14 protein-coding genes and 3 pseudogenes are annotated in these 21,786 nt (G+C 61.7%); 4 read left to right on the top strand and 13 right to left on the bottom strand.

The window, feature by feature from the left end:
- Positions 1-379: 379 nt before the first annotated feature.
- Together xopAD and ACD584_RS19190 are read left to right on the top strand one after the other, a co-directional pair.
- Positions 380-7,211, top strand: a pseudogene (gene xopAD / locus ACD584_RS19195) (XopAD/skwp family type III secretion system effector).
- A gap of 581 nt (positions 7,212-7,792) precedes the next feature.
- On the top strand, positions 7,793-8,527 hold the full coding sequence (locus ACD584_RS19190; RefSeq protein ID WP_139328362.1) for a hypothetical protein: 735 nt from the start codon (positions 7,793-7,795) through the stop codon (positions 8,525-8,527).
- Positions 8,528-8,633: 106 nt separating this feature from the next.
- On the opposite strand, the pseudogene ACD584_RS19185 reads toward ACD584_RS19190, so the two are convergent.
- Positions 8,634-8,909: pseudogene (locus tag ACD584_RS19185) on the bottom strand (transposase); the annotation flags it as partial.
- A 151-nt stretch (positions 8,910-9,060) separates the two neighbouring features.
- Positions 9,061-9,684 carry a hypothetical protein gene (locus ACD584_RS19180; RefSeq protein WP_076036160.1) on the bottom strand — a complete coding sequence of 208 codons (624 nt, stop codon included), beginning with the start codon at positions 9,682-9,684 and terminating at the stop codon, positions 9,061-9,063.
- A gap of 613 nt (positions 9,685-10,297) precedes the next feature.
- Between ACD584_RS19180 and hap3 the strand changes: the two are divergent.
- Together hap3 and xopF1 are read left to right on the top strand one after the other, a co-directional pair.
- Positions 10,298-10,744, top strand: a pseudogene (hap3, locus tag ACD584_RS19175) (Hpa3 family type III secretion system protein).
- A complete protein-coding gene (gene xopF1, locus ACD584_RS19170; RefSeq protein ID WP_014507103.1) occupies positions 10,741-12,756 on the top strand; it encodes a type III secretion system effector XopF1 in 2,016 nt (671 codons plus the stop codon). The pseudogene hap3 and the gene xopF1 overlap by 4 nt, the downstream one beginning before the upstream one ends.
- A gap of 363 nt (positions 12,757-13,119) precedes the next feature.
- Here the strand turns inward: xopF1 and ACD584_RS19165 are convergent, their stop codons facing one another.
- From ACD584_RS19165 to ACD584_RS19115, 11 genes are all read right to left on the bottom strand, one after another.
- On the bottom strand, positions 13,120-14,205 hold the full coding sequence (locus ACD584_RS19165; RefSeq protein ID WP_175611541.1) for a pectate lyase: 1,086 nt from the start codon (positions 14,203-14,205) through the stop codon (positions 13,120-13,122).
- A gap of 173 nt (positions 14,206-14,378) precedes the next feature.
- Complete coding sequence (locus ACD584_RS19160) at positions 14,379-14,861, bottom strand: CesT family type III secretion system chaperone (protein ID WP_011036416.1); 483 nt, start codon at positions 14,859-14,861, stop codon at positions 14,379-14,381.
- Positions 14,862-14,916: 55 nt separating this feature from the next.
- On the bottom strand, positions 14,917-15,189 hold the full coding sequence (gene hrpE / locus ACD584_RS19155) for an HrpE family protein (protein WP_076036159.1): 273 nt from the start codon (positions 15,187-15,189) through the stop codon (positions 14,917-14,919).
- An 85-nt stretch (positions 15,190-15,274) separates the two neighbouring features.
- Positions 15,275-15,517, bottom strand: coding sequence for an HrpD6 family protein (gene hrpD6, locus ACD584_RS19150; protein ID WP_011036418.1), 243 nt, complete (start codon positions 15,515-15,517; stop codon positions 15,275-15,277).
- 10 nt (positions 15,518-15,527) lie between these two features.
- Positions 15,528-16,475 (bottom strand): HrpD5 family protein, encoded by a 948-nt coding sequence (gene hrpD5 / locus ACD584_RS19145; protein WP_076036158.1) that lies wholly within the window; start codon positions 16,473-16,475, stop codon positions 15,528-15,530.
- Entirely contained in the window at positions 16,472-17,287 is an 816-nt protein-coding gene (locus ACD584_RS19140) for a 4-hydroxyphenylacetate catabolism regulator HpaA (protein ID WP_076036157.1), read from the bottom strand. Before ACD584_RS19140 ends, hrpD5 begins: the two co-directional genes overlap by 4 nt.
- Entirely contained in the window at positions 17,284-17,544 is a 261-nt protein-coding gene (gene sctS / locus ACD584_RS19135) for a type III secretion system export apparatus subunit SctS (RefSeq protein ID WP_076036156.1), read from the bottom strand. The genes ACD584_RS19140 and sctS overlap by 4 nt, the downstream gene beginning before the upstream one ends.
- Before the next feature lie 4 nt (positions 17,545-17,548).
- Positions 17,549-18,193 (bottom strand): type III secretion system export apparatus subunit SctR, encoded by a 645-nt coding sequence (gene sctR / locus ACD584_RS19130; RefSeq protein ID WP_006451038.1) that lies wholly within the window; start codon positions 18,191-18,193, stop codon positions 17,549-17,551.
- Positions 18,180-19,133, bottom strand: coding sequence for a type III secretion system cytoplasmic ring protein SctQ (gene sctQ, locus ACD584_RS19125; protein WP_175611804.1), 954 nt, complete (start codon positions 19,131-19,133; stop codon positions 18,180-18,182). Before sctQ ends, sctR begins: the two co-directional genes overlap by 14 nt.
- A 93-nt stretch (positions 19,134-19,226) precedes the next feature.
- Positions 19,227-19,862, bottom strand: a complete 636-nt coding sequence (sctP, locus tag ACD584_RS19120) for a type III secretion system protein SctP (RefSeq protein ID WP_070692492.1) — start codon at positions 19,860-19,862, stop codon at positions 19,227-19,229.
- Positions 19,862-21,784 carry an FHIPEP family type III secretion protein gene (locus tag ACD584_RS19115; protein WP_076036155.1) on the bottom strand — a complete coding sequence of 641 codons (1,923 nt, stop codon included), beginning with the start codon at positions 21,782-21,784 and terminating at the stop codon, positions 19,862-19,864. The genes sctP and ACD584_RS19115 overlap by 1 nt, the downstream gene beginning before the upstream one ends.
- Positions 21,785-21,786 lie beyond the last annotated feature (2 nt).

The raw sequence follows: 21,786 nt of genomic DNA, 5'->3' as shown, positions 1-21,786 counted from the left end.
GCAATGTCGCTTTATGGAACGATCAGATGATAATTTGCGGATTCGGCTTTCACCCACCTCGACTATGACGCGAAGTGGAAATCAAAAAATCACGAAGTTATCCAGCCTGATGGTGGTGCAATCCACTCGTTGTAACCATCTGTTGTATATATTTTTTCTCAATCATTGTCCAACGGTGCATGCATGTTATGCATGGCAACGTATGTATCTAGGATTACCAACTATATTGCATAAAGATAATGATTTTTGAATTATTGGGAGTATGCAATAAGCAGCTGATTGCGCTCAGATTGGCAAGCCACAACGACTGCATCGCAAACGTTATCAAGACTTCGCGGCGAGCAGGTCACTGGCAGATAATCCGTAATAAATTTCCGGCATGAAAACCACTAACCTCACTCAAAACTCATCGAGCACAAATTGGTCTCTCTCTCAAGAGGATCAGCCCAGGCCAGCCGGGGAGCAGGCTGCAACCAGCGCAAGCGCCAGTGAGCAGCGGCTTGCAAGGCAGCCGGCCAAACGGCCGAGGGTAGAACAGGACGAACCTGGGATGGCACCGCAACGCAGAGAGCCGTTGTCGGTGAATCTGCACAATGCTGCAGGTAGTAGCGGCGAACGCAGTAGGGTGCCCGAGTCGCGCACGGACAGGGTGCCTGCCTACGCAAGCACGTCATCGCGTCGTATGCCACACCAACCAACGTCTGGATTGGAGCAGACGACAAAAGATACTGGCTTGGCCGAACAAGGTGCCAGGCGAGGAAGCAAGCGGATGCGAGAAGGGCAAGAACCGTCTCGGCCGCTACAGCGGCCAAGACATGCGCAGGGGCTAACTCGTGCTTTGGAATTGAATGTAGAAGATCTTCGGCGGGTCGAACAAAACCTCAGCCCGGCAGCACAGCAACGGCTGCGTCAAGAGCGAGAGCTGCAACGGCAACAATTGAATGATCTCAGGCGGAGAGCTCAGCCGCATAACGCTGATCTATGCCTGCCCATGGCACAGCGCAGACGAACTGGCGCATCGCATCGATTGCAAGTTGGCCCTGCCCTTCCTGGATGTGCGCGCCGAGGCGAACGATAATACGGGGTGGCTTAGCACTTATCTTCTGATGATTGCCAATGCAAGCGGGGCCCGAAGCGTGCGGCAAGGGGATCTGGATCGTTGTACCGCCCTAGCGGCGCAGTATCTTTACAAGACCGGGTGGTTCGATGGGGCCTCGCTGAGGGAGCTGGCTCATGTGGGCAACAAGCTGAACAAACACCTTCATCTTCCCGCGTGCATGGAGGCTATCGCGTGGATCGCAGGACAGCTGGAGCGGGCAAAGGGACCGTTGCGGCTCGATGGAAAATCTTATGCTCTGCTTCTGAATGCTTTTGCCAAGAACACTGACAGCCGTAGCTGTGAGCGCGCCGTGGCTCGCGTGGCTCGTCATCTGCATGATAGCCAAGATTAGCATTACCTGAACCCTCTGGGTATCAGCCTGGCACTCAATGCGTTTAGTAAGTGGTTCGATAATCAGGACTGCCGAACTATGGCGCACTCGCTCGCCGAGCGACTTGCCAGCAGCAGTCAATTACGCAATGCGCTAACTGAAACGCAGCTCGCGAGTACGCTGAACGCACTGAGCAAATGGCCAAATGTGGCGGTCTGCGAGCAGGTTGCCAGCGTTCTGGCACTACGGCTTGCCGAGCATCCCGATTTACTCAAAAAGATGGACTCTCAAAGCGTAGCCAACACGCTAAATGCGCTGAGCAAATGGCCCGAAAAGAAGATCTGTGAGGAGATTGCCAGCGCTCTAGCCTCGCGACTATCCAAGGATCCCGGCTTGTGCAACGCGTTTGAGCCGCAAGGTGTGTCCAACGTGTTGAACGCGTTGAGCAAATGGCCGAAAGCCAACTTCTGCGAGGCGGGCGCCGTAGCTCTGGCCGAGCGGCTGTCCGATGATCACAGTTTGTACGACAGGTTTAATCCTCAGGAACTGATCCACGCGTTGAATGCCCTGAGCAAATGGCCCAACGCGAGATTTTGCCAGGGAGCTGCCTCGATGCTGGCCAAGCGGCTGGCCGGTAATGGTGGTTTGCGCAGCCAACTCAACTCTCAACACGTTGCCATTGCGCTGAATGCGTTGAGCAAATGGCCCGACACCGAGGTCTGCGAGAAAGCCGCCAGCGCTTTGGCGCGGTCGCTGGCCGACGAACCCGGTGTGCGCGACGGGCTCGACCCGCAGGCCATGTCCAACGCGCTGAACGCACTGAGCAAGTGGCCCGACACCGACGCTGCCAGTGCGCTGGCTGCTCGGCTGGCCGAGGATCCCGATTTGTGCAAGGCACTCGAGCCGCAAGGCGTGGCCAATGCGCTGAACGCCCTGAGCAAATGGCCCGACTTTGGGGTCTGCCAGGCGGCCGCTGGCGCGTTGGCCGAGCGGCTGGCTGACGATGAAGATTCTGGTTTGCGCGACCGGCTCAACTCTCAACAAGTTGCCAGCGCGCTGAATGCGCTGAGTAAATGGCCGAAAACGCGTGCCTGTGGGGATGCCGCCAGCGCTCTGGCTGCGCGGCTGGCCGAGGATCCCGATTTGCGTAACGCCCTGGAATCTCAAGGAGTGACCAACGCACTTAACGCCCTGAGCAAATGGCCCGACCAGCAGAATTGCAATGCAGCTGCTGGCGCGCTGGCCTCACGTCTGGCCAAGGACCTCCGGCTGCAGGGGCAGCTGGATGCACAGTGGCTCGCCTTGACGCTCAATGCCCTTTCCAAATGGCCCGAGCGTCCCGACTGCGAGGCGGCCGCAGCCATGCTAATGGCACGTGTGGCGCAGGAAAGCGACTTGCGGTTGGCGATGAACGAACAGGGCGTCGCTACCGTGCTCAACGCAGTCAGCAAATGGCCTGACACGCAGGTCGGCCAAGCGGCCGCCAGCGCTCTGGCCGAGCTGCTCGCTGACGGTAGCCGTTTGCGTAAAGCGCTCAAACCGCAGGGCGTGGCCAACGCGCTCAACGCACTGAGCAAATGGCCCGAAATGGAGGTCTGCCAGGTGGCAGCCAGCGCTCTGGCCAAGCGGCTTGTGGATGATCGCGTTTTGCGCAACGCCCTCAAAGCGCAAGAGGTGGCCAACGCTCTAAACGCACTGAGCAAATGGCCCAAAGCAGAGGTCTGCGAGACGGCCGCCAGCGCTTTGGCCAAGCGGCTCGTGGATGATGGCGTTCTGCGCAACGCTCTCGACCCTCAAGGAGTCACGTTGTCGCTCAACGCGCTCAGCAAATTGCTCGGAGGAGCGGTCTGTCGACAGGCGTTGTTGCTGCTCGCCGAGCGCCCAGGCTCGACCGAGCTGCCATGGCAGCAGTTCGGGATGCGTGGGGTCGCCTTGGTTAGCAATGCGATGTCACGCCTGTTGCGGGTGGACGAGGAAGAACTTGAGGCACTGGGGCGTGCCAAGTTGCAGGCACTCGCCGGGCACTTGGAACTGCACCGCGAGCGCTTCGCGTCTGCCTCCGTCTCAGAGATCGGCCAGGTCTTCAAGGCCTTTTCGTCGGCGCAGCTTCATCGCCAGATGCGCCCCTTGGCGCAACCGGGACTCGAGCGGATCGCAGCGCTCGTGCGCGACGATGGATTACGCGAGACGAATCTCGAGGGGCTAGGCAGCCTGTGCATGGGTCTGCTGCCGCTGATCCGCAGTCCGGAGCTGATGTCTCGCCATCGGAGTCGCACCCTTGGGGTGTTCAACGCGTTGCAGCCGATTCTGGAGCGCAAGATCGACTTATACCTCGCATCGGGTGGCTCACGTGCATCGGCCGAAACCGAACATCACGCCACGCGCTGCCCGGCGTTGACGTTCTTCCAGGTACTCAAGGCCTACGCCGTAGTGAGCCGGCAATGGAAGCCAAGGCACCTCGAAGGACCGCGCAAGGAACTGCAGCAGCGCCGCAACCAACTGGCGGAATGGGTTGACCAGACGCTCGAGCGCACGCGCGATGCCATCGAGGCGGACTTAGGCGAGATGAGCTGGAACCTGATCGCGCAGATCGAGGCCGGTGACCAGCTGTTCGACGCGCTGGACCGGCGCATGGCGAAGGAAGCGCCAAAGATCGCTCAGGCACATCCACCCAGCGACTTCGGCCTAGGCGCCGGGCGCCTGAGCATGTGTTCGGAACCCGGCCAGCCCCGCGCGCCAGCGTCCGGCATCGGCAGCACGACCCACATCGTTGTCGATCTGCGTGGCAAGGAAGTGTCGACCAACGCAGCCGAGACGAACAAACCGTATTCGCTGTTCGCGCGTCTGACGGGCCAGCCGCTGGTAGAGGTCCAACTGCCTGGATCGATTTCAACGTTCATGCTCGCGCGCACACTTACCTACCAAGGCGAGCCCTGGCGCTTCGATATGTTTGGCGGCAGCCGCGCCACGCGCGGCAACATGACCCGCCCAGTCCATCTGTTGTCCGGCACCTCTGGAGCGTCGTCGATGCTGCCGGCGATCCGCTATGCCGACACTGTTCCGGGCAGCAGCCTGATGAAGCTCGTCGCCAAGCTCGCTCCACAGCGCGAGGACTGGTCGCGTATGCAGCGCTCGCTGCTGGAGATGGTACCGAGCGATCACGTGGTTGAGGGGACGCTGAGGATAGGATTTTTCAATGATGTCAGCGGTCCAGAACACCCGTTCAAGCCCCTGGCGCCGGACGGCCGGCCTCTGGCGCTGTGCCCCAACGATGGCTGCGGCTTTCTGAAGCTGGAGGTAGCCAAGCGTATTCCAGCCTTCCGTAAGTATTTCTCTGCCTGGGAAGCTGTGCAGTCTGGTCAGGCCAGCCAAGAGCAGCGTGACCTTCTTGGCCAGGACAAGGGCCCCACGCGACTGGCACCGCAGGCATTGCAGCACTTCCCTCGCGACGAGATGGCGTTGCAGGAGGCGCACGAGGCGATGCAGCGCCGGCTTAAGGCGCTGCCGTCGGCCTTGAACAAACTCGCGCTGTTCGAGCTGGCCACCAGCGGCGGCTACCAGGGCCAGAGAGTCAGGGCGGTGCCCTCCGCTGACGATAAGGTGCATCTGCCGCGGGAGCGCAGTCAGGCCTTCGACGCTGCAGGCGGTCCGTTGCTGATCGGCAAGCCACCCTACGACAAGGAGAATCTGCTGCCGGTGCCTGAGGAGCGCGTCGCGACCGTGGCGAAGGGCGACGCCACCGCCGAGTTCCTTTCGCAGTCCTTCGGCATTCAGTACAGCTACACCGGGTTCGACGACACGTCGGACGACGATGAGCAGATGCTGCACAGCAAGGGCATGCTCATCGTGGTGCCGGAGAAGAGCTGGCCGGCCGATTTCGCAAACACGGACTTGGTTTGCTCGAAGCAGGACCTAAAGACGCTGTCGAGCTGGACATCCGGCCGCGACCGCAGCGCCGTGCCGCGCGACATGCTAAGCACCGGCAGCCTGCGGCTCAAGGACATCGTGGAGCCAGGGCGCCTGGGTGCGTTGCCGATCGCGGAGTTGCGCAAGCGCAACATGGATACCGAGGGGGACGATGCATTTGTGTACGCGGGCTATCCCAAGCTGGCGGCGCTGATCTCGCGCGAGATGGCCGATCGCGAGGAAAGGCGCGGCCAGCCGCAGTCCTTCAAACCACCGAAGACTGCCACGCCGGGCATTGATCCCGAGAGTGGTCACTACCAGGCCGGTCGGTTGTCCGAGATCATGTCGCTGCAGCGTGGCGGCAAGATCATGGGCGCGGCCAGCACCCTGGCGGCGCGCTTCATGGCGCAACCCGACGAGCTGCGCGAGGCGATGGCGCGCAGCATGATGTTCGGCACCTACGATGGCATCGAGCGCGATCTACGCAATGGTTTGCGTCAGGTGCTCGAAGGCGAGCATAGAGATCCCCAGATGTTGGAGGGACTACGCACCCAGGCGCATGAAGCCATTGAGCGCGCCCATATGCCCGAAGCGCGTGAAGCTGCCGAACTGCTGTACGCGCAGCTGCTCGGGCTGGAGCAGGCTTCGGCCGCCTCCATAGACGCACCGCACCTGCCCGATGGGCTGGCCGAAGCGTTCCCGCAGCTTGCCGAGGCCTACGCTGCCGCGCCTGATGCCGAGGCACGCATCCACGCCATCCTCGACAACTACCCGGTGTGCCGGCTATCACGCGCGCAGTTTCCGAAGGGACAACCGGGGCTCATCCCTGGGGAGCCAGAGCTGAGCATGCGCAACCTTCTCACCATCGCCATCAAGGTGGGGACCGATGCGCTGAAATCCGACACGGGTACAGCGCTGTTCGCCAAAATCGTCGAGTCCTGTGAACGATCCGAACGGGCCTTCGCTGAGCGGGTACGCATCGTGCCGTACAGCAAGGCAACCGCCCGGGCCATGCACGACGGCAGCTTCGACGCCGAGCAGGCCGCTACACTCTTGCAGCGCATGCCGACGATGGCTGCGGGCGTCATGCAGGATGCGCTGCGCTCGCTGCAACAGGCGCGCCTGATCGATCCGCCACCGCCGCCGGCCGAGCGATTGCGCGCGGTACGGCCCGAGGACATCTCGCGTAATGCCCAAGCGCTGCTGACCCGCGCACGCGAGATGGAACCCGTGGTCACCGACATGCTTGAAAGCGTAGTCCAGACCCATGATGGGCGACTGGCAGGAAGGCACCATCAACTGAAATCGCTCGGCTCGTTGGTGGAAAAGCTTGAGCAGCAGGTAGCTTTGAAGCGCAAGACCCTGGAACAAGCGGCGACTGGTGTGAATGACGCACTGCGTTACAGCGTGATACTTGACCCGAAAAACTTCAGCAGCGGCCTGCGCAGCGTGCTGGCCGCGCTGGACGACCAAGGTCATGCGCGCGTGAAGCTGACCAATTTTTTCACCAAGCGCCGGCAGACATTCAAGGCGGTCAACGTCACGTTGCGCGGCCCCAACGATGCGCTATGGGAGATTCAGTTCCATACGGAGGATACGTTTGCGCTCAAGGAGAGATTCCACGATACATACAAGAGCGGATATACGCTGAAGCTCGAGGGCGCTCCTTTCAGCGATCAGGATGAACTGATGGCGCCTGCGCGGGAGGCATTCGGTCTCATCGCTACGCCGCCCGGCTGCGATGAAATCGACGATTGGGAGGAGGAGAACATCCCGAACGTGGCAAGCATGGCCCCTGTTGTCGATTCCAAACTTCAAGCACCCACAAAGACGCTGCAAAATCCAGGGCAGGCGTCTGCGCGCATCGTGTTGTAAGGGGCCTTGTCACGGCATCAGCCTCTTGGCAGGCTGACGCCTTTGGCAACGGGTCAAGTCGCGGTCCAGCCGACCCCGGTGGTGCTCTAATCAAAGAGCACCATCAAAACCTGGGATCAAACGCGCGCCATTCGGCGCGATACGTTGTTTGAAAGCCAACGATGCTTTGCGGTAGTTGGATGATTGATTTTCTTCAGGTGAGACTAACTAATTTAGTGAGCGCTAATATGCTCGATCAGGCGTTCGCATTCTTGCGACTACGTTCGCATAGGTGAAAAGGAAGGTGGTATTAATAAGGGTAAAATTAACCATCTCGTTATTGAATGCTAAATTCAATGGCGTTGATTAGTGGGGTGGCAGTAAATTTAATTTAATTAATAATAACTTTCCAAGTTTTAGCGAGGTTTATAGTAATGGGATCATGCTTCTCTAAATCTAGCGGTGTGCAACGGCCCCCAACTACGAACAGTGTAAATGTGGGGGGTGACGTAGAATACCCCGCTGTTGGTAGCCCGCTCAGCTCAAGCCACTCATCTTCGTCGGGGTTTGCAAATCTTCCGCCTAGGCCTAGTAGGAAATCGATGGCGCACAGAGATTCAACTTGTCGCCTTGCTGGAGAGGTTGAAAATACACTTTTCTTTGGGCGTGCTGAGACGCAAGAAAGACTGATATTATGGGCGCATGACTGCGATCATGATGCGATGATGAAAAGTTTAGAGAATACCCCGATAACGGTCCGTCAGTTTCTCGGTGGTAATGGCCTGTACGACCCAGAAGAGAAGCATCCGGAGCTGAATCAAAGGTTTGCAGATCATCTGCGATCAAATCCAAACCGCGCATCTGCTGTTAATGAAGAAAATAGAGAGAATTTCAGCGACGAAAAGCCCGACATGAGCATGGCAATGTGTATGATGGGTGATCCGGAAAAATTGGCGGGTAGAAGTTATCGGGAGGTTGAGAGCCAGGCGGCTCTCAACGAAACAGAGGTTTTTTCGCGAAAGTCAAAAGGAGCCATTAGTTTTGCTGTTGAAGATGGCCGAGATGTCGCCTTTGGTCTAAGTGGTCATCACGAGATGACTTCAGCCCCAGCCAAGAATCCGTTTTATAAGCATGGGATATATGCGAAGACCAGCGTCACTGATTCGGAGCTTGGATTTCTATATCGAAATCGTAATAATCCTGAATATCAAGAGCGCGTTAAATTTTATCGCGAAGATTTAGGGCGTCATTTTGATATTGAATTCTCAAGATGTGATCCGCCATGGGAGCAGGAGGCAGAAATTTGGCAGCAGTACAGGCCAAAATCCGAGCGTTAGACAGAATTTATTAACTGAATATATTTCTGGCGGCCGATCGGCCGCCAGAAATATATTATTTTTTCAGCGGCGGCTTCAACGCCGATTCGCAACGCTATTGAGGAGATTTTCCGAAAAGCTTGGCCGACTTAAGTTCCAAGTGCAACACTTCTTCCAGCGCTGGATCGCTCAGCGCATACCATTGCTGCAGCAGATGAATCCGCGACATCGTCGCCAGGGAGAACGGTTGCCGACCTGGCCACCCCGACACCAGATAGTGCGGCTCGATCAGTGCAAGCAGTTGCTGCCACGGAATGATGTGGTCCATCTCGGCCAGGAAGATCGTGCGGCGGGTCTGCCTGCGCTTGCCCAGGCACTCAGCGTCACCGAACGTCAGCTGCATGGATCACATCATCCAGATGTGTAGGCATGCGAAACCGGCAGGGCGTTCCGGCGCTAGTGATCCCAAGAGAAGGCCGCTGCCTTCTCTTGGGATGCTCGCATTGCCATGCCCGCCGGACGAAAGGAAATTCCCGATGACGGAAGGCAATGCATTATTGCCGCGCCCGCCAATCCGCGTTGTTCCCCAGCGTTGGGAAGTGCTGAAGCAATGGTCGTAGCGCGGCGATTAACTGCGTTGCGTCATGCCTCGTATTTCCTGTGATGATGGCCTCGTACACCACCTGCGCTACTGGGGCTCCCTCGACAAGATGCTTGAGCAGATTCTGCATTCGTCTTGCAATATCTTCGGTCGGTGGATTGATGCCGGTTTCGTATCCACACAGCATGTTCGCAGCGAGCGCCGCTACCTCAGGCCTGATGCTGAGTCCCCCCATGACTGGCTTGAGCAGCTCGGACTGACCTCCGGACCTTTCCGCCTTGAACGACAAGTCGATGAACGCAAGGGTGCGCCCCATTTCTTCATCACTGATGTCCGGAGAAGCCCCGATAGTGGAAGCAGAAGCCTGACCTGCGTTCGGAGGGTTCTGATAGTACCGGTCGATCTGATCCCGAATCCGCGAAATACGCGCGTCTATATCGTCAGCACCACTTGGCGATTTTTCTCCGGCGGCACATGCGCGGATGCGATTGAGCAACGTCATCGCCGATTGCTGTTGGGCGCTCAGGGCTGCATGACCACGCGTGCGTTTGATCAAATCGACCAACTGGTGGGCCATCGGCTGGAAACGCTCCAGCGCCCGCCTCTCCCATTTGCTTCTCAGTGGCGTTGCGGATCGCAACGGCAATGCTGAGGGCGTCGTAGGGCGCGGCGACCGCGCGGGACGATGCCTGAGCCCCTGCAGTGGGGATTGGTCCAGCGTGGGTGTCGCTGGCATCGATCGTTGCGGCATTATCTGCGGCGCATGCGTCTGTGTCTGTTCGCCGTGTGTCGTAGATGTGCGAGGACGGCCCAGGCAACTAGCGAAAATATTGCGCATCGTGAAAGCATTAGAACATAAAGGGAGACACAGTAGAGCAGAACGCTTTTGGGCACTTCGCCAGGATAGGCGAATGGTCAATGCCGTATCCGAAGCGGCGACCGCGGTGCCCAGACTGCCATGGTCTTGCCGTAGGACTGCTTGCCGTTGTGCCCCGGAGGCCGGCCCCGCACTCGTGCACATGCAAGACGTATGACGCAGATCTCGGTTGCGCGCACTCCAACAGACCAACTTCGTGCGCGGCGCGAGTGGTTCGCAGCGTCTGGCTTGGCTGCGCAGCCCGAGCCAGACACTGCGTCCTGCCGAACTGGTGCAGCGGCAACGCATTGCATTTTTCTCCGGAGAAGCTCAGATGACGTTGGAATCAGAAAATCACCGTACAGCGACTACCGCGTTCTTCATCGGCCTGGGCGCCTGTCTCGGGTTGCCTGGCGAGCTCGCGCAGCGACTTAGCGAAGGCGAAACCATCCTTGGGCCTGCGGGCATGCCGTGTCGTGTCCACACGCAGGTGCAGCAGGGCGGCACGACGGCGTTCCCGGAAGTGATCCTGCCACTGGCCGCACGCGAACTCGGCGGCGACGAGGTGGTGACCCTGCTGGCGCTGCAGGAATAACTACTGACACATTACGGATGGCGGCTCACGCTCTCGGATCTTGGTCTGCTCTGTGTCTGCCCGCTGTTGCTCGAGCGCTCGCCCGATGCCGTGGCCGCCGCGCTGGAGCGCGGGCAAGTGGTCGCCCGTGTGGTGCTGGACGCGCTGGTGCCGCAGGCCGGCAGCGCGACCGAGGTGGCCTCATGAAGCTCACCAGCGACATCGGCACCTCTTCCAGCAGCCGGGCAACGTCGCCGGCCCCCACACACCAGACGCAGGGCGAGGAGGCCATGGCCCCGCCCCAGAAGCGGTTGCCAACCGGGCCGCTTGCCGGCTTGCCCTCTCCGGGCCCGGTGTTGCGTGGTCGTCGCGCAGCGCTTTCACGTCGCGCGGCGACCGAGGCAAGTCATGCCGAGTCCTCGCATGGCGCATCCCATCGCTCGGAGTCCTCGCACTCGTCGCATTCTTCGGAGCTGACGGATGCATCGTTTTACACTCCGCAGCCAAGCCCCGCGTCCTCGGTCATCGACGCGCCTGCCGCTGCAGCGACCTATGCGCAGCGCAGCGCGTCGACCGCCGCTGACTTGAAGGCGCAGATACGTACACACCTGGACAAACTGCCATTTGCAGCGCCCTCGGAGGGGCAGGAGGCGCTGCAGGCCGCCTATCTGGAATGGGCTGACGCGCGCATGCAGGAACGCATCACCGCGTTCGGGCCGGACGCCGGATACCAGGTCGTCGGCGATATGAAGGCGGCAGGCGCGAAGGCAGCGTGGCCGATCGCCTACGAGTGTCTCAGGGCCTTCGTCATCGGCTCGATGCGGACTCCGTTCGGTCTTGCCGCGGGCGCCGCCTACGACAGTTCGCGCCCGCCTGGATCGGAGACGCTGAGTACGTCAACGCTGTCCGGTGCGGTGGCGGGCGTTGTGTCCTATGCCAGCGATACGTTGCTGATCCCGGCAATGGATCGGCGCGCGCGCGTTGCCAATTTGCCGCGGTTCCAGGCCATCGACCCCAAGATCCTGGTGCCCGATCCGCCGCCGGTCTTGCTGGAAATCACCGCCGAAGGCAAGCGTTTCACGCGCCCGGGCGAGGGCAACGCGCCCACGCTTGCGCAGCTCAAGGCGCAGACCTACGACATCCGCCAGGGAATCACCCAGTGGCAATCGACGTTGGACGACAAATCCCTGGACACCTTGTTGCTCAAGCCGACGATCAATGCAGGATTCAACGCGGCGCGGCGGACCTCCGACGACCCGGGCACGCGCACGCCGGCCGGCCAACTGGGGTTGAGCGCGCTGGCCATTGGCGGGGCCGGGGTCGTGCAGAAGGCGATGCTCGAAACCGGCAAGGCGATGGCGCGTACCGGCCAGGTGAGCGTCCCCGACCTGCTTGGCGGACAGCAGCGGTTGAATCTGTTTTCGCTGGCAGTGCCGGACAAGACGCGTCGGCCTGCGCAATGGTCCGACGCTGTGTATTTTCCTCCCAACTATCTGCTGGAGACCGGGAAAGAAGGCCTGGCGTTGGCCAGGCAGGCCTTGAGCACCACCAACGCGATTACCACTGCGCTACGCGATGTGCTGGGCCGTCACATGCTCAGCAACGTGCTGGCCAATTTTGCCTCGCTCGGGGCCGGCCGCCTGATCGCTGCGCCGTTGCGCGGCGGCAACGAGAACGGCAGCGTTGCAGGCGAAGCCGCCAATTCCACCGCCACGGTCGTGCAGCAGGCGGTACAGACCCTGTTCAACGATACGGTCTGGAATGCGCTCAAGGCCAAGAACGGCGCCAACACCACCCAGGCGACGCGACTGGATCAGGAACGTGCCGTCACCGCGGCCAATCATCAACGCACCATCGAGCGCACGCTTCAGGCGCTGGCCGAGCCCATCGACGAGGCGATCGCGCTGTTTTCGGCGCCGACGCCGGCGGAGATTGCACGCGCCCTGGAAGAGGGGGTACGGCTTGCGCCTGCACCGGGGCCGCTGGCGAGGATGTTGCGTGAAACGCTTGAGCGATTGCGTACGGAAATCGACACGCAGTGCATCTCGATTGCGACCATCGACGCGGTGCGCGATCAGCTGCATGCCGGCTGGGCGGCGATGTTCAGCGGTGTGCCACGTGACGACGTGACCAAGACACTGGACACCGAGTTACGCACGCTCAGGCGTGCACTGCACGAGAGCGAGGAACTTCGTCAGTGGGAGAATGGCCGGCCGTGAGCGATCGATCCCACCGTTGATCCGGTGGCGTCTTGCCGGCCGCAACGACAGACGCAGCCGCGCCGGCGTCTGTCGCGTGTTGGCGGTCCCGGTGCCAGGCGGGTGCGCGGCTGAGGTGCGGGCAGTGGGTGTGGAACGGGGGGGCGGCACACGGCACCGCTTCGTATGCCGGCCATTGACCGGGCGTGCGCATGCCTTCTTGCACCCTGCGACGTAGTACGCGATGTGCAGGCCAACCGGCCCACCGATGTGTCGGTGGTCGTCGATCAGGGACACCACCCAGCGACGACGCCCGGAAGATGGGGCGAAGCGGTGCATCTGCCGGGCGCGATCGGCGCCCGGCACCGCTTACGCAGGAGGCAATCAGCCGCTGTAGGGCTGATGCCCGATTCGGGTCGCTCCGGTGGCCTGGAAAGCGCTGGGGGCAATCACCTCGTCGGGCGCATCGGTCTTCAGGTTTGCCAGCTTCACCGTCGCGCCCGGCGCATCGGTACGGAACACCGCTTCCTTGACCTGTTGGAAATCGCAATTTTCGACCTGAAGATGCGTGTCGATATCAGCGTGTCCACCGTTGGTACGAAAGACCTTGCCGGCGCCGTTGACGGTGCAACCCGACATCACCACGTCGGCAGCGCCGTTGTCCTGCACGACCTTGTCTGCGGCGTTCTTGAACGTGCAGTTGATGATTTCAACCTTCGGCCGGCCGCTGACCTCCGGGCGACAACCGGCAATGCGCGCATCATGCTCGCGGTTGCCCTGGCCATCGATGGTGACCGCATCCTCGCTGACATCGTCGTTGACGCAGTTGACCATCTTGCCGCTGCCCATGAAATGCACGCCGTCGCCGCCGCCCTTCATGTTGACGTTGCACAGGCTACCGCCGTCCTCGACGACGAACAGCGGCTGCTGGTGTTCGTTCTGGGAGCCATCGCCCAGACCAGGGCCACCGATGTAGGTCTGACCCTTGCCGTCGAATACCTCGCCCTTATGCACCACGATGGTCTTGTTCTGGAGGCCGGGTGGCGCGGTGACGACCTTGCCGGGAGGAAGTGGGGCCTGCGGACCATCGGGGCAGGGCCTCACCGCCTGACCCGGGTTGGTGGGCGATGCGCGGTGATCGGCTCCCGTTCCGCAGGTGCCGCCGTTGCCTCTGTTGTGGTTGCCGCCATTGCCGCCGCTGCCATCGCCAGTACCGCTACCGTGTTGTCCGCCGGGGTTGGTGGAACAGGGCGGGCGCGAGGGCGGCATCGGTGGTGTCGGATTCGGGTTGGTCGGTGGCTGACCGTCGCTGAATGGCTGATCCTGTGGCTGCAGCATGTCCCTGAGCATGCGTTGCATGCAGTACGTCAGCATGCTCATGATCACCGCGGTCAGGGCTTGCTGCTGCGAAAGGGAGAATGAGGACGGCGGTAAGCTCGCATTGGTCTGTGAGGGGATCGCAAGATTCATTGGCGAGTGTCCTTGCAAGAGATGAATGGTGGACGAAGTCCTGCGGCGGGAAATAACCGCGACACAGCGTGGCGATGTCCTACAGCACAGCGGAGACGCAAGGCTGCGGCAGCGTGCTATGGAGGCGTGCATGTCTCTCTAGCACCATCGGCAGGCAGGCAAGACCGAGCACCTCACGCGCGTAGCCACAGATAATTTCCGGTTGCGATTCCTTCGAACATTTCGTCGTGTGCAATGAAGATGTTGTTGTTCCAGTAACGGCCATGCTCGGCATAGTGGGCGAGCAGATCGCAGATCCATGCGCCGTCGACGTCGTCGTCCAGTGGAACACGTACGACCAGCACGATCACGCCGGCATCGTTCAATCCGAGTTGCGCCTGGTCCTGTGCGTACACCGACAAATTCGCTTCCAGCAACAGCCGGAAGACCGTCAAGGTGCGTCCTGCAGGTGCTAGGCCATAGGAGATGCGTAGGTACAGCGCTTCTTCTTCCGGAACTTGCTGTGCTTCATCGTCGGTCTGGGCTGCAGGCATGTGCAGATAGACTTCAAACCCTTCCACCCAGAGCACACGACTGCTGAGCACCGCCTGCACATCCGGCAGGTCCAATGCTTCGCACATCTGCTGAACGATCGCTTCGAATCGGGTGCTGCTCATCTGTCGTACGACATGCGCAGGGCCATGCACCGGCCCTGCGTCATGTCAGGGCCTATTACTGGCCAACCAGCTGCTTCGCGTTGTCGCCTGCCTTGCCGATGAATTTGTTGAGCGCCACGTTGAAGTCAAGTTCGTTCTTCTTCGCGGTCAGGTAGTTGTTCATGCGCTCCTGTGCTGCGGCTGATTTACCAATGCCACCCATCAGACTATCCATCTGATTGTCCGAGGTCTGAGTGGTAGTGTGATTGTCAAATCTGCTTGAAAGGTCAGATCCAAACAGATCCCTGCCCTGGCCCAATCGCGGCACTATCGATTGTAAATTTGGCATATAAATACTCCTTAGCTGAAGAGAAGTAACGTGGAGCGCTTGTCGGCGCGTTTTGCTTGACCAACGTGGCCAAGGAAATCGATGATCAAGGCATGCTGGCGATGTGCGCGACGATGTCTTGTGCAGCGTTGATGCCGTCGTGCAAGACAATGAAATCGTTGCGCGCAGCCTGATCGCTCGCGGCGGACCAATGCACACGGAGTTGTTGCGCTGTCGCGTGCAGCGCTGCCTCGATGTTGCGCAGTCGCTCGCCGGAGAGATCCTGCGCCTTGGTCTGCAAGATCTTGCTCATATCCTGGGTGAGCGTGTCGGTCATGGCATCGAACATGGTGCGGCTCTCATGGCGCCGCTTGCTGCGGCAGGGAAGTCAGGTGCTTGGTACCGTCCGGCGTCTCGACGTAATGCAGCCCGTCGGCGAGCAGGGCGGCGTCGTAATTGGCGGGCGGTTTCACGGACGGGTCCTGCTGGGTGATCTCCACATGCAGTGTGCGGATTTCCGGGCCCAGATCGCTGCGTAGGTCGGCGATGCGTCGGGTCGCACGCTCGGCGTTGTCGCTGCTGCCGGCAATGGAGAAAACGCCCTGGCCGTCGTAACGCACGCTCAGGTCGCGGTCGGCCAAGGTATCGCGCAGGGTTGCCAATACCTCATCCACCACCACCACATCGACGGTGACCGCATGTTGATACCGATGCAGTTGTGCGCGCAGGCGTGCCGCATCCGCGCTGCTTGTCACCAGGCCCTCGACCCGCACGCGCGACCCGACCTGCTCCACGCGCGCTTCGCGCAAGCCCAGCTGTTTGAGCACGAATCGCACCTGATTGAGCTGGTTGTCCTGGCTGCGTGGGGGAGCCGCATCGGAGAGGAAGGCCGGGAGCAGGGAGGGCAACAGTGCCGCAGCGGCCAGCGCTAGCATGGCGCCCACCACTGCACGCAGTGCGTTGCGCCTGGACCTGCGTGGCAAAGGCGCTGCCGGCGTCGCGGCGGGCGACAGTAGCTGCTCCAGCAGCGCAACGTCGTCCGGCCAATCGGCTGCAGCGTCGCCGATGCAGAGCACCAACGGACCAAAGCGCACCGGATGCAGCGCAACAAACGCTGTCGTTGGCAACGCTTCGCTGCGATAACACACTTGACCATCTGCATCCACCTCGATGATGAGCGAACAATCAGGCCAATCTTCGATCCGGATTTCGGCTTGGGGATCGGCGCCTAACGTATAGCTGCCTGGCTGCAAATCTAATCGTGCGCCGGCATGGATTCCCGTCAGCACGCGAAGTTGCATGGTCATGCGCGAATCTCCTGAGCGGTCCCATCGTGGTGTTCAATCAATAGCGTGTTCAAACGCGTGATGGCACGCGCGCGATCGAGGCGTTTACGCGGTTTTTCTGCGTTGAGCAGCATCAACGGCAGCAGCAGATGGAAACTGCGCAGTGCAGGCGATGTATCCGGTTGCGCCGGCACCAGATCCAGCAGGCGCTTGCGCAAGGCCTGCAGGGTTTCGGCAGCTGCGCCTGCGCTGCCCGAGTGCAGATGCTCGCGCATCAACCTCCAGGCCATGGTCGTCAACTGTGCTGCGGCAGGATGGGCGACACCGATCGCACGCAACTCAACCAGCGCAACGGCAAGCGCGCGTCGCCGGATCGTCTGGTCGGCGGCAGGGGTCGCCGCGTAGCGGTCGAGCACTTCCTGGACGCTGGCACGGACGCTGTCGTCTACCTGCGATGGCGCGGCGATCGGCCACGTACCGGCCTGCGGATCGCCGGCCTGCGCGTTGCCGCCCTCGCCGTGCTGATCATCCTGGCGTTGTCCCTGGCCCTGTGGCTGAGCGACTGCGATGCTGACCCGGCCGCGCAGCGCCGAGACGCGTGCCGCTTCGGCTTCTTCCAGTTCGGTGGCGTCGAGTTCGTCGTCCATGCCATCCAGCGAGCGCATGCCGCGTCGCCGCTTGCGCGGCGGGGCGGGGCGCAGACGGGGTGCATGATGTGCCGTGTCCGCCGGCGGCTGCACGCCAGCCTGCGGCGCATCTGCGTGGTGGTGCGATGCGCCGGGCGCGCTCGGCAGCGACGGAGGCACAGCGCCTGGCGAAATGCGCCGGATCATGGAAACGCCGCCTGCATCAGCGCCTGACCGAACTGCATGATTGCCGAGGCGCCCCAGGGCGCAGTGACTGCGATGGCAGCCACCACCACCACCAGCTTGAGCGCGAACGAAACCGAGGCATCCTGCAGCGACATCACTGCCTGGATGAAGGCGATCAGCAGCCCGGCCACTGCGGCAACGCCGACCACCGGCAACGACACCTTGAGGCACAGCAACAAGGCTTCGGAAGTGAATCGCACCAGATCGTCATGGTCCATGGCGTCACCGATAACTCAGGACCAGGCCATGGATCAGCATGGACCAGCCATCCAGCGCCACGAACAACAGCAGTTTGAACGGAATGGCCACGTTGGTTGGCGTCACCTGCGAAAGGCCCATCGCCATCAACGCATTGGCCACCACCAGATCGATCACGATGAAGACCAGATACAGCAGAAATCCGATGCGGAATGCCTCGGTCAGCTCGCTCAGCGTGAATGCCGGTGCCAGCACCAGAAGATCGTCAGGCTTGAGCGTATCGGCCTTGTCCTTGGGCCAGATCTGCTGCGCCGAGCGAATGAAAAAGGCTTTCTCGCGCTCGCGGGTGTGCTTGAGCAGGAACTGCCGAAACGGTTCGCGACAGGCATCGAGCAATACCACTACACGGCTGTTGTCGGCACCGGGACTGTAATTCTGCGCGGCCTTGAACGCCTCCATGCCCACCGGCGCCATCACAAAGCACGACACCAGCAACGCGACGCCGTTGAGCACCATGTTCGGCGGCACCTGCTGCACGCCGATGGCATTGCGCAGCAAGCCGAGCACGACCACGATCTTGGTGTAGGAGGTGACTACCATCGCTGCGAAGGGCAGCAGCCCCAGCATGATGACCACCAGCAGCAGCGAGCCGACATCAGGCATCTGCATGCGCAGTCTCCGACATGCTGAGGATCTGCACGCCGAGATGTTCGCCCACCGCCAGCAATCTGCCGATGCCGATGGTCTGGCCGTAGACGACCAGGCGGATGTCGGCCTGGTCCACCGGCACCGACAGCTCGAGGATCTGGCCGGGCTGCAAGCCCGACAGCACGGATAGAGACAGCGCAAGCTGGTCCACTTCCAGCTGTACGGGCAGTTCCAGTGCCGCCACATCGGTGGCGGACGATGAGGAGTCGGACGCGGGCATATCGTGCTGCATGGTGGGGGCAGTCTCCAGAATCATCTGTTGCAGGGTCAGGCGTACCGGAGCGCGCAACACTGCACCTCCAGGGATGCCCCAGAGCAGCTCGCCGCTGCGCACGGGAGCCGTGGCGAGCGCGTGCAACAGGGCATCGCCCGGGCGCAGCGATTGCAGCAACGCCGCCGTTGCCGTGCGCTGGCCGATACGCAGGCGCGTAGTCACCCGCAGTGCGCTCAGCCAGGCCGGCAGTGGCGATGGCTGAGCCAGCGCAGCGCTAGCCGTTTGCAGCGCGGCAAGCAGCAGCGGGCTGGCGGTCTCTGCGATTGCGTCGATGCCGCCCAGCGTGATGCCGATATCGAGGCGATCGACCGCATCCGCACAGCGCTCGAAGGCGACCACCTCGGCAGCGCCTAGTCCCAGTGGTTCCAGGGCGCGCAGATCATCGCTCAACAGCACACCGGCGATCGCCACGCGCAGGGCGTCATCGGCTTCGTTCAACAGCAGCGCCAGGCCGTCGCGTGCCGCGATCCGCAACTCCAGACTGCCGCTATCGAACTGCAGCTGCAGGCGCGCTGCATCCGCAGCCCGAATGCCGCGGCGTTGCGCGGTGTAGCCGCAACGCTGTGCCGCACGCGGATCGCAGAGCACTCTGCCCAGCTGCGCGCGCACGGCGGGCACGTGGGTCAGCGCCTGCGACAAGTCGCGTGCCGGCGACGTCAGGCTCGGCTCTGTTGACAACACGGCGTCCCTCGCTATGGCTGGTTTGCTGCAGATGCAGCGCTAGACGACCTCGATGCTGATCTGAAGCGTGTCGCTGAGCGCAGCCTTCAATGCAGTATCCAAACGTTTTCTTCCATTCAAAAGTACCTCGCGCGTCTCCGGCGAGCCGCTGTCGAAGCGAAGCGATAGCTGGTCTGGCGAAAGCCGCAAGAACAGCGTGGTCTGCGGCAGGATGTCGTGGTTGATCTCCAGCCACGCTTCCCAGGTACCTGCGCCGCGTACCGGCGTGGCGTTGCAAAACTCGGCAACCCGCAGCGCGATGTGGTTGATGGCCAGCTGCGCGCGTTGGGTGCGGATCCACTCGGTGGCGATCTGCCGACCCAGTGCGTCGCCGTCATCGCCTCGGGCGATCTGTCGACGATTGCCGTCATCCAGGCAGGGCGGTGCGGTTGGCAGCGCTGCGGGTCCGTGATCGTCGCTGGCAGCATCCACCACTTCGGGCAGCGTCGGATCGTCGTCGCCGTCCTCCGGCACCACCGTGTCCGGCAATCCGGCCAGCACGCTGCTCAGGCGTCGGCGCAGTTGCATGAAGCTGACACGTTGCGTCGCACGCGCCGGTGCTGCCGCTGCGTGCGGCTGCAGCGGTGCGCCGGCAATGGGCAGGATGCGCACATGGCGGACCGGTGGCTTGCGCATCAGGCCACCACTCTGCCGATCGGCTGCAGCTGCACCTCCGCGCCCAGTTCCTGGAACGAATAGACCTCCAGCCAACCCAGCCGCGCCTCAATCATGCGACGCACATAACGGCGCACGTCCATCGATGCGACCACTGCCAGTGGATGCCGCGCCTGATCGCCCACGATGCGCTCCACCTGCTCAACGAGCTGACTGGCCTGCTCCGGCGGCAGGGCCAGGAAATTGCCGGCCGGGGTAGCGCGAATCGACTGCCGGATCAGTTGCTCCACCGCATGGTCGAGCATCACCGCAGGCAGCTGCCCGGTGCCTGCGGTCGCGGTATGCGCAAGATAGCGGCCGAGATCGCAGCGCACATACTCGGTGAGCATCAGCAGATCCTTTTCCTTCGGTCCCCACACCACCAGGCTCTCCAGGATGCTCTTGATGTTGCGCACCGGGACGCGTTCTTCCAGTAGCCGTCGCAACACATCGGCGATGCGCTGGGCCGGCATCGCCTTGTTGACCTCGGCGACCAGCCCGGGATAGTCCGCGCCGACCTGTTCCAGCATCCACTGCGTCTCCTGGATGCCGACGAACAGGTGCGCGCGTGCATGCAGCGGCGCAATGGCCTGCTGGGCCAGTGCCTTTTGCATGTCTGCGGTGTCGTTCAATTCAGCACGGGTCTCGGGCACGTCGTGGATCAACACTTCGTACTGCAGGCCCTGCAGGGATTCGCTCTGCCATATCGCGATCCCCGGGAACGGCAATCCCAGCAGCTCGACCAATTGCCTCCGCTCGCTTTCGATCGCCTGATCCAGCAGCGCCGGGTCGAGCCGTGCAGCCAGTTGCGGCGAAAGCCGCATCGACAAGGGCGAGGCGAAATCCGGGGCGCTCTTGCGGATGTGCGGCGCATCGCCTTTGGCACCTTTGCGGCTGGTTGATGGCAGTGCGGGCTGATCGCTCCCGCTGGTGTCGCGTTGCTTGCGCCAGATCGTATAGCCCCCGGCACCGACCGCCGCTGCCAGCAGCAGGAACAGCAGCGCCGGAAATCCCGGCACGAACGCAAAGCAGGCCAGCAGCACACTCGCTGCCATCAAGGCACGTGCGTTGCTGGTGAGCTGGCGGCCGATGTCGAGCCCGAGCGAGCTGATCTTGGTTTCATTCTCGTTGGCGACGCGGGTGATCATGACGCCGGCCGCCACCGAGATCAGCAGCGAGGCGATCTGCGACACCATCGCATCGCCTACCGACAGGATCGCAAAGCGGTTGGCGGCCTCGCCCGCGCTCATGCCGTGGTAGGTCACGCCTACCACGATGCCGGCCAAGATGTTGACCATGGTGATCACCAGGCCGGCGATCGCATCGCCCTTGACGAATTTCATGGCGCCATCCATGCCGCCGTGCAGTTGACTCTCGATGGCCAGCCGGGCGCGTTTGCGGCGTGCTTCGTCTGCAGTCAGATTGCCGCCGCGCAGGTCGGCGTCGATGCTCATCTGCTTGCCCGGCATCGCATCCAGGGTGAAGCGCGCGCCGACTTCCGCAACGCGCTCGGAACCTTTGGCGATCACGATGAATTGCACCGTGGTGATGATCAGGAACACCACCAGGCCCACCACCAGATTGCCGCCCACCACCAGCTCGCCGAAGCTCTCGATGATGTGGCCGGCTTCGGCGTGCAGCAGGATCGATTTCGTCGATGCGATGTTCAACGACAGCCGCAGCAGCGTGGTGAACAGCAGCAACGAGGGAAACGACGACAGCGAGATCGAGTCGGGCACATACATCGTGACCATCAGCAACACCACGCTCAGCGTGATGTTGATGCCCAGCAGCGTATCGATCAGCGGGGTAGGCAGCGGCAGGATCATCAAGCCGATGACCGCCACCACCAAGGCGGCGATCGCCACTTCACCGGTGTATGCAAAATACCGTGTTACGCGCATGC

Origin of the sequence: Xanthomonas sp. NCPPB 2922, assembly GCF_041520885.1 — a bacterium.
In the GTDB taxonomy this organism is placed as follows: domain Bacteria; phylum Pseudomonadota; class Gammaproteobacteria; order Xanthomonadales; family Xanthomonadaceae; genus Xanthomonas; species Xanthomonas campestris.
Note: the sequence above shows the minus strand (reverse complement) of the source record. Positions and strands in the feature narration are given on the sequence as shown.

Bases quoted from the DNA above. Each gene is read 5' to 3' on its own strand.
- ACD584_RS19140 (WP_076036157.1), bottom strand. From the start codon at position 17,287: ATGATCCGGCGCATTTCGCCAGGCGCTGTGCCTCCGTCGCTGCCGAGC.
- hrpE (WP_076036159.1), bottom strand. From the start codon at position 15,189: ATGCCAAATTTACAATCGATAGTGCCGCGATTGGGCCAGGGCAGGGAT.
- ACD584_RS19115 (WP_076036155.1), bottom strand. From the start codon at position 21,784: ATGCGCGTAACACGGTATTTTGCATACACCGGTGAAGTGGCGATCGCC.
- hrpD6 (WP_011036418.1), bottom strand. From the start codon at position 15,517: ATGTTCGATGCCATGACCGACACGCTCACCCAGGATATGAGCAAGATC.
- ACD584_RS19165 (WP_175611541.1), bottom strand. From the start codon at position 14,205: ATGAATCTTGCGATCCCCTCACAGACCAATGCGAGCTTACCGCCGTCC.
- hrpD5 (WP_076036158.1), bottom strand. From the start codon at position 16,475: ATGACCATGCAACTTCGCGTGCTGACGGGAATCCATGCCGGCGCACGA.
- sctP (WP_070692492.1), bottom strand. From the start codon at position 19,862: ATGCGCAAGCCACCGGTCCGCCATGTGCGCATCCTGCCCATTGCCGGC.
- xopF1 (WP_014507103.1), top strand. From the start codon at position 10,741: ATGAAGCTCACCAGCGACATCGGCACCTCTTCCAGCAGCCGGGCAACG.
- ACD584_RS19180 (WP_076036160.1), bottom strand. From the start codon at position 9,684: ATGGCCCACCAGTTGGTCGATTTGATCAAACGCACGCGTGGTCATGCA.
- sctS (WP_076036156.1), bottom strand. From the start codon at position 17,544: ATGGACCATGACGATCTGGTGCGATTCACTTCCGAAGCCTTGTTGCTG.
- sctR (WP_006451038.1), bottom strand. From the start codon at position 18,193: ATGCAGATGCCTGATGTCGGCTCGCTGCTGCTGGTGGTCATCATGCTG.
- ACD584_RS19190 (WP_139328362.1), top strand. From the start codon at position 7,793: ATGGCGCACAGAGATTCAACTTGTCGCCTTGCTGGAGAGGTTGAAAAT.
- ACD584_RS19160 (WP_011036416.1), bottom strand. From the start codon at position 14,861: ATGAGCAGCACCCGATTCGAAGCGATCGTTCAGCAGATGTGCGAAGCA.